We start from the raw sequence: 7,081 nt of genomic DNA on the forward strand, positions 1-7,081 counted from the left end.
TATGCAATGCGCAGAAATGAGGCTCCTCGTGGTGAAGTTACATACATGATTGAAACTAATGGTAGTCTAATTAAAAACATTTCAATCAGGACTCCAAGTATTGCGAATATGGATTCATGTGCAAAATACATGATTCGTGATGTTCCAACTGTTGCTGATGCAGTATCCACTTATGCATCCTGCGATCCATGTGTTGCTTGTGCAGAAAGGGTGGCTATTACCAATGAGTATGGAAAAACTGCAATCAAAGATATTTACGAGGTGAAATAATGGCATCTCTGATGTGGTATATCTTTGATTTTGCAAGAAAAGCTTGGGCTGATGCATTCACCAATGCTCATACTCAACCTGAAATTGCAGAAAAGCCTGAAAGATTTAGGGATTTTCCAAAGGTCAATAAGGAATACTGTATAGGATGTGGAGCATGTACTGTGTCTTGCCCTTCACCGAATGCAATTAAATTGGTTCGTGATGAGGACTCTGAAGAAGGTGAAGGAATGACCTACCCAGTAATCACTCCTGGCGCATGTATCCGTTGCGGTTTTTGTGCTGAAGTTTGTCCGACTGACCCTAAAACATTGGAATGTGGATTGAACCATTTAATATTACCTGAATTTAACATTATCCCATCAAAAAGACAGTATATCGTTGATGATTATTTGTGCATAAAATGTAAGAAATGTATGAAACAATGTCCTGTTGATGCAATCTATCTTGATGACAGCAATGTGGTTGTAGACCAACTAAAATGCATATCCTGTGGAGAATGTCTAAATGTTTGTCCTGTAAACGGTGCAATGAAGGGAGTATTTGTAGAAAACCTGCAGGCACAAAAGGATTTGATTCTTTTATGTGTAAATTATCTTGAAGATTACATTAACGGTAAGGAAGAGGATTTAAGAGCTCTTGAAACTGACGGGCTCCTTCAATATGATGTTCCAATTTCTGAAATTTGGGATAAAGCGTTAAAAATAATCCCTGATGAAGAAATAGCTTTAGAAATAATTACTAATGCAGTTAACAGGCTTAAGATTAGAGTTATAGATTGGGATAAATCCAAATGTGAAAAATGTCAATTGTGTATTCCAGATTGCCCTACAGGATGCATTTCCTTTGATGAAGCTGAAGACACAATAGTGAGAGATAAAAATAGATGTTTACGTTGCAGTATATGTTACCAAACTTGTCCATTCTCAGTGATTAAGTATTTCATAGCTAAATTCTCACTTGACGATGGCGAAAACATCCATACCACAGTAAAGGCATCTAATTTAAATGAGAATATTTTTATGGAGTGAGTGTTATGATTGACAGTTATACTAAAACACCAAGACCATTAAGATATGTTGATGTTGATTACCTGGTCGACCAGACAAAATGTGCCAAATGCAGCGACAAACCTTGTCTTGAATCATGTCCGATTGATGCAATTTACATGGATAAGGATGACGATCTTATAAAACTCAAAAACACATGTTTTGGCTGCGTCTTATGTCGTAACGCCTGTCCGTATGATGCAATTTCTCTTGATGTTCATATGGATCCTCCTATTAAGGAAAATGTTCCAAACATTAACACTAAATTATGTAAAGCCTGTGGAGCATGTGTTCAGGCATGTAAAAACGGTTCAATTCACATTGTAGCCGACGGAAAACAGGAACCTCACAGTGAAATTGATAAGGATACCTGTGTCCGTTGCGGATACTGTTTCAGAGTATGTCCGACAGATGCAATCAAATACGGTCAGCTGCTTCCTAAAACAGTTAAGGGAGGTAAGGCCATTGTTGTCAATCAGGACAAATGTATCGGATGTATGACATGTACAAGAGTCTGTCCGTCAATGGGTGCAATTAATGTTGCAAGGACAAATAAACTGCCGTACATCAATCCTGGATACTGTGCAAGATGTGAAGAATGTATGCACTCCTGTCCGTCAACAGCAATCAAGTATTCCTCACGTAAAAAGGCTTACAAGATGTACAGTGAAATCAAGTCATTTGATATCGTTTCAAGCATCATAGACCATGACATGAAACAGCTGTCATTGGATTTAATCAGTTTAAACAAGGTTCTGGAAAAAGTGGCCAAATCAACTGCTCTGGAATTCAACGACCAGCAGTTTGAAAACTTCATTGAATACAAGGTCAACGATATGATGGAAAGGGAACTGAAAATCAGTCTTGATTCCCATATTGAAATATCCAAGTTCACAAAACTCTTCGGTTCTTATCTGATGGACAGAAATATCGAAGTTTATGACAAAAAATGTATTGCCTGCGGAGACTGTTTCAATGTCTGTCCGGTTGGCGCAATTGAGTTAAACGGCCCGAATCCAATTAAAATTAATGACAACTGTGTATTCTGTGGAAAATGTGTTGAACAGTGTAAATTTGACGCAATAGGTGCTTATGATGATTATTTCTACAGTAAAGACACTGATTTATACTATGCAAGATCATATCTGCACAATCAGAGATTGGGTGATTTCTCCCTTTCCCATGAAAAGTGCCAGGCATGCAGTATCTGTACTAAAAACTGTCCGGTTGGTGCATTAACATTAAATGATGATAAAATAGACTTTGATGGTGACAAATGTATTTATTGCAGAACTTGTGAGGCAATCTGTCCTCTCGATGCCATAAGAATTGTAAACTTCAGGTGAATCATGTTTGAAAAATCATTTATAACAGACTGTGAAGGTCCGCTGACTTTAAACGACAATGCTTTTGAAATAGCGCAGCATTTCATTGAAAATGGCGGGGAATTATTTAAAGTCCTTAGTTTATATGATGATTATCTGGCAGATATTGTTAAAAAAGAAAATTATAAGGCTGGAAATACTTTAAAGTTGATTTTGCCTTTCTTTGTCTGTGAAAATCTTAAAAATAAAGATTTGGTTGAATTTTCAAAAGACAATATTTATTCTGTGGACGATTCAAAATTCCTGTTAAAATACTTGAAGGAAGCTATGAATACATACATTGTCAGCACCAGTTACGGCCAATATATTGAAGCTGTATCAAATTATATGGGAGTGCCATTTGAAAATACATTTTACACTGATGTTGATGTGGATGGGCTTAACTTAAATGATGATGAAATTAAAAAAATCAACGAATTCAAGGAAATGATTCTGAAAAATCCTGAAGACTATGAACTCTTTGATGATATTTTCTTTACCCAAATTCCTGAAATGGGAATTTATGAAAAAATCAGAGATATCAATGTGGTTGGCGGTGAAGGCAAAAAATTGGCTATCGATGAAATAATCGAACGTAACGGCATTGATGTCAATAACATGCTCTATATCGGCGACAGTATCACTGATGTTGAACCGCTGGCATTTGCCAGACAAAACAACGGCATAAGCATATCATTCAATGGAAATGAATATCCTCTTAAAGTTGCCGAAATTGCAATCGTTTCACCAAGCGCCGTTGCAACAGCGGTCGTAGCTAACGTTTACGCTCAAAATGATAAAGGTAAAGTTCTTGAGTTCATTAACGATTACAATAACACTGATGATTATAAAAAACTCTTTGAAAAATATAATATTGATTTGGAAATAGAAAATAAATTCTTTGAAGTCTTTAATGACCGTGAATATCCTGTTATATGCATAGTCGACGATAATAACTTTGATGAAATATTGAATGTCAGTAAAGAGATGAGAAATAATATTCGAGGCCAGGATATAGGCGGTTTAGGTTAAAATTATAGAAGGTAATAAGATGAATTATGATAAAGTAGAAGATACATTTTTTGAAGCTTTTGAAGGAAAATATGTAAGAGCTTTGATAACAGGGCCTAATGAAGCAATTGTTAAAAGGGCAGCATATGATTCAACTTCAACTCCAAGTGCAGTAATCGGAAGAGTTGAAGGGGGAGTTGAAGGATTTTTGGATGGCGATGAAACTCCAGACGGAAGATTCGGTGCAATTGTACAGTACTGGTTAGGCAGTGATGATGTAGAAAAATTTGCATTCGAATTATCTTACAGACTCAGACAGGACGTGCTTGTAAAACCATTTACCCGCATATTTGATTACTCATCAGCAGACAGTGATGAATACATTGAAATGATGGACATTGTAGGCCACTGCGGTGACGGATATGAATGGATCGTTGAAGAATATGGAAGAAAAATGATTAACGTTCCAATAGCAGTTCCGGATTTCCAGATTGAAGAAAAATTCAAGATTAACGACGGAGTAATGGGGGGTAACTTCTGGTATTTATGCCAAACTCCCGAAGCGGTCATTGATGCCGGAGAAGCAATAATCGATGCAATCATGGATGTGGATGGAGCTACAGCACCATTTGATATCTGTTCTGCAGCTTCAAAACCCGAAACAAACTATCCTGAAATAGGACCAACTACAAATCACTTTTATTGTCCTTCTCTTAAAGAATCTTTAGGTGACATATCAAAAGTCCCTGAAGGAGTCAATTACATTCCTGAAGTTGTAATAAATGCAGTTGATGAAAAATCCATGAACAGGGCTGTCAAAGCAGGTATCGATGCGGCTTTGGCTTTCGAAGGAGTCATTGGAATATCTGCAGGTAATTTTGATGGAAAACTTGGAGATAAAAATATTAATTTGTTAGATATTTTAAAGTAAGGTTTTAATATGGAAATTCTAGACAATGATTTAAATGCAGAAATAATAGGATTTGGGGCTTTAAATGTTGATAAACTCTACTCTGTAGAAAATATTGCATCAGCAGATGAAGAAAGCTTTATCAAAAGTGAAACTGATACTCCGGGAGGATCTGCAGCCAATACAATCGTAGGTTTGGCCCGCCTTGGATGCGACACATCAATTATTGGAAAAATTGCAGAAGATGAGGAAGGAGATTTGATAGAATATCATCTGGCAATCAATGGAGTCTATACCAATAACCTGATTTATTCGGAAACAGGCTCTACCGGAAAATGTCTGGGATTTGTTGATAAAGATGGTGAAAGATGCCTTTACATTTCACCGGGCGTTAATGATGAAATTCAGATTGGTGAAATAAATCCGTTAAACATCATGAGATGTAAAATAATGCATTACACATCATTTGTTGGAGATTCCTTCAAGACTCAAATTGAACTTTTGGAAAAACTCAGCAAAGAAACCTTACTGAGCTTTGATCCGGGGATGTTATATGTTCAAAAGGGATTCGATGAATTAAAACCTATATTGGATAGGACAGATATTTTACTTATCAATGAATCAGAATTAAGATTATTATGTAATAATAGCGATTCTTCACTAAAAGAGTTGGCTATCACTTTTCTCGACATGGGAATTGAAACTGTTGTTGTAAAACAGGGCTCTGCCGGTGTTTATGCAACAAACGGCAGCGAAGAGTGTCAGGTAGATGCATATGAATGCAATGTTGTTGACACTACCGGTGCCGGAGACAGTTTCAACAGCGGATTTCTCTATTCCTTTTTAAAAGGATTCAATCTTGAAAAATCCTGCCGTATTGGAAATTGGGTAGCAAGTAAAGCTATTGAAGGATTCGGAATGGAAAAATTCCCTTCACTAAAAGAATTGGAGGAATTCTTTTAAATTTATTTAAAAAAGCAATTAGTTGGTAATATTATGAAGGTAACATTTATAAAACAGATGAAAAACTTGGAACGTGAAGTTCTATTGAAATCTGTTGAATTGGACGATGACGGTGATGATTTCCAATTTGAACTAGACGATTTTAGCAGTTCACAGGAAATTATAGCTATTGCACCCAGATGTGTAAGATGCAATACATGTGTTAGTGAATGCCCGGTTAATGCAATCGAACCAGCTAATATTTTCAGAATTGCTAAAATAACTGATAAATGTGTCAAATGTGAAATCTGCGTACAGACTTGTCCGGTTTCAGCAATCAAATTAATCGATAATTCTGTTATTTACAATAATGAGGATGAAGAAGGAGTTATTGAATATAACCTGGGAAATGTTAGCAGTTCCCATAGAGTTATTCGTATGAATGATATCTCAATTGACTATTCTCAGGATAACAATTGGGATGACTGTGCAACGTTATGTCCGACAAACGCATTCACACTCGAATTTAAGGATTTCTTTGAGGAGAGGAATCTCTGTGAGGATATTGAGTTAATAGATGATGAATTGTATCCTTACATTAACGAAAAGATGTGTATTGGCTGCGGTGCATGCGTTGAAATTTCACTGAATAACAATGCAGTGGAACTTGATAGGTATATAGGACCTATTGTTCACAGCAGAAACCTTGATATTAATCATGAAGCCTGCGTCAACTGTTATTTATGTGAAGAAAATTGTCCTGTGGGGGCAATTGAATTAGTGGATGGTGAAGTAGTTCTGGATGATGATAAATGTATAAGATGTGTTGAATGTACAAATCATTGTCCTGTAGGAGCTTTAAAAAGAGTAGAAATAGAATAAAAATGAGGTTTGTTTATGAGAGCTAAAGAATTAATGGATAATGAATTCGTATACTTAAACTGCGATGATAGTGTAGTTGAAGTTTCAAAAGTAATGGAAGAAATCAGACGTTTTACCTGTCCTGTTGTTAATGATAACAAACAGTTGGTGGGATGGATTACTTCTTTTGACATTACAAGAGGTCTAAGGGAAGGAAACGAAAAAATTTCTGAAATTATGAGCGGTTATGAAGAAGTTGCAACAGTCCACGAAAACGATCCTGCAAGAAAAGCAGTACTTTTAACAGCAAACAACAAATTCGTTACAGTGCCTGTCGTAAATGACGACAATCAGGTTATCGGTATGGTTCGTGCCTGCGATATCGTAGCTTTACTGTCTGATTTATACGATATTAAAGTTGAAAAATTATACAAAGCAATGCAAAACCAGCTTAAAGGAGTAACTTGGGAAGAATTAATGTCAGCATCTGCACTGGTTTCCACAAAAACCACCGGTGTAAAAATATCTCCTGAAGAATATGAAGCAAATATCATGAATGCCACATTCGGAGAAGCTATCTGGTCTACAGGAGGACTTGAAAAGTTCTTTGCAGGTCTGATATCCGTTGGTGAAATGGTTATTGCTCGTCGTGTAGGAAAAGCAAGAAAATAACATTA

7 protein-coding genes and 1 pseudogene are annotated in these 7,081 nt (G+C 36.3%); all 8 read left to right on the forward strand.

Going from position 1 to position 7,081, the window contains the following annotated elements:
* Positions 1 to 270 (forward strand): annotated as a pseudogene (locus tag Q0W26_RS10680) (hypothetical protein); the annotation flags it as partial.
* Complete coding sequence (locus Q0W26_RS10685) at positions 270 to 1,298, forward strand: 4Fe-4S binding protein (protein ID WP_298525087.1); 1,029 nt, start codon at positions 270 to 272, stop codon at positions 1,296 to 1,298. The pseudogene Q0W26_RS10680 and the gene Q0W26_RS10685, both read left to right, overlap by 1 nt.
* Positions 1,295 to 2,662 (forward strand): 4Fe-4S binding protein, encoded by a 1,368-nt coding sequence (locus Q0W26_RS10690; RefSeq protein WP_342765350.1) that lies wholly within the window; start codon positions 1,295 to 1,297, stop codon positions 2,660 to 2,662. The genes Q0W26_RS10685 and Q0W26_RS10690 overlap by 4 nt, the downstream gene beginning before the upstream one ends.
* Positions 2,663 to 2,665: 3 nt before the next feature.
* Entirely contained in the window at positions 2,666 to 3,712 is a 1,047-nt protein-coding gene (locus tag Q0W26_RS10695; RefSeq protein WP_298525093.1) for a hypothetical protein, read from the forward strand.
* Positions 3,713 to 3,731: 19 nt separating this feature from the next.
* Positions 3,732 to 4,622, forward strand: a complete 891-nt coding sequence (locus tag Q0W26_RS10700; RefSeq protein ID WP_298525096.1) for a formylmethanofuran--tetrahydromethanopterin N-formyltransferase — start codon at positions 3,732 to 3,734, stop codon at positions 4,620 to 4,622.
* A gap of 9 nt (positions 4,623 to 4,631) precedes the next feature.
* The gene (locus Q0W26_RS10705; RefSeq protein ID WP_298525099.1) at positions 4,632 to 5,564 is read left to right on the forward strand and encodes a carbohydrate kinase family protein; all 933 of its coding nucleotides are present in this window, start codon (positions 4,632 to 4,634) and stop codon (positions 5,562 to 5,564) included.
* 33 nt (positions 5,565 to 5,597) lie between these two features.
* The gene (locus Q0W26_RS10710) at positions 5,598 to 6,425 is read left to right on the forward strand and encodes a 4Fe-4S binding protein (RefSeq protein WP_298525102.1); all 828 of its coding nucleotides are present in this window, start codon (positions 5,598 to 5,600) and stop codon (positions 6,423 to 6,425) included.
* A 15-nt stretch (positions 6,426 to 6,440) separates the two neighbouring features.
* A complete protein-coding gene (locus tag Q0W26_RS10715; protein WP_298525105.1) occupies positions 6,441 to 7,076 on the forward strand; it encodes an HPP family protein in 636 nt (211 codons plus the stop codon).
* Positions 7,077 to 7,081 lie beyond the last annotated feature (5 nt).

Origin of the sequence: uncultured Methanobrevibacter sp. (assembly GCF_947169325.1) — an archaeon.
Classification (GTDB): Archaea; Methanobacteriota; Methanobacteria; order Methanobacteriales; family Methanobacteriaceae; genus Methanocatella.

Excerpts from the sequence above, each read along its gene's own strand:
- Q0W26_RS10685 (WP_298525087.1), top strand. The coding sequence starts at position 270 with ATGGCATCTCTGATGTGGTATATCTTTGATTTTGCAAGAAAAGCTTGG.
- Q0W26_RS10695 (WP_298525093.1), top strand. The coding sequence starts at position 2,666 with ATGTTTGAAAAATCATTTATAACAGACTGTGAAGGTCCGCTGACTTTA.
- Q0W26_RS10700 (WP_298525096.1), top strand. The coding sequence starts at position 3,732 with ATGAATTATGATAAAGTAGAAGATACATTTTTTGAAGCTTTTGAAGGA.
- Q0W26_RS10705 (WP_298525099.1), top strand. The coding sequence starts at position 4,632 with ATGGAAATTCTAGACAATGATTTAAATGCAGAAATAATAGGATTTGGG.
- Q0W26_RS10710 (WP_298525102.1), top strand. The coding sequence starts at position 5,598 with ATGAAGGTAACATTTATAAAACAGATGAAAAACTTGGAACGTGAAGTT.
- Q0W26_RS10715 (WP_298525105.1), top strand. The coding sequence starts at position 6,441 with ATGAGAGCTAAAGAATTAATGGATAATGAATTCGTATACTTAAACTGC.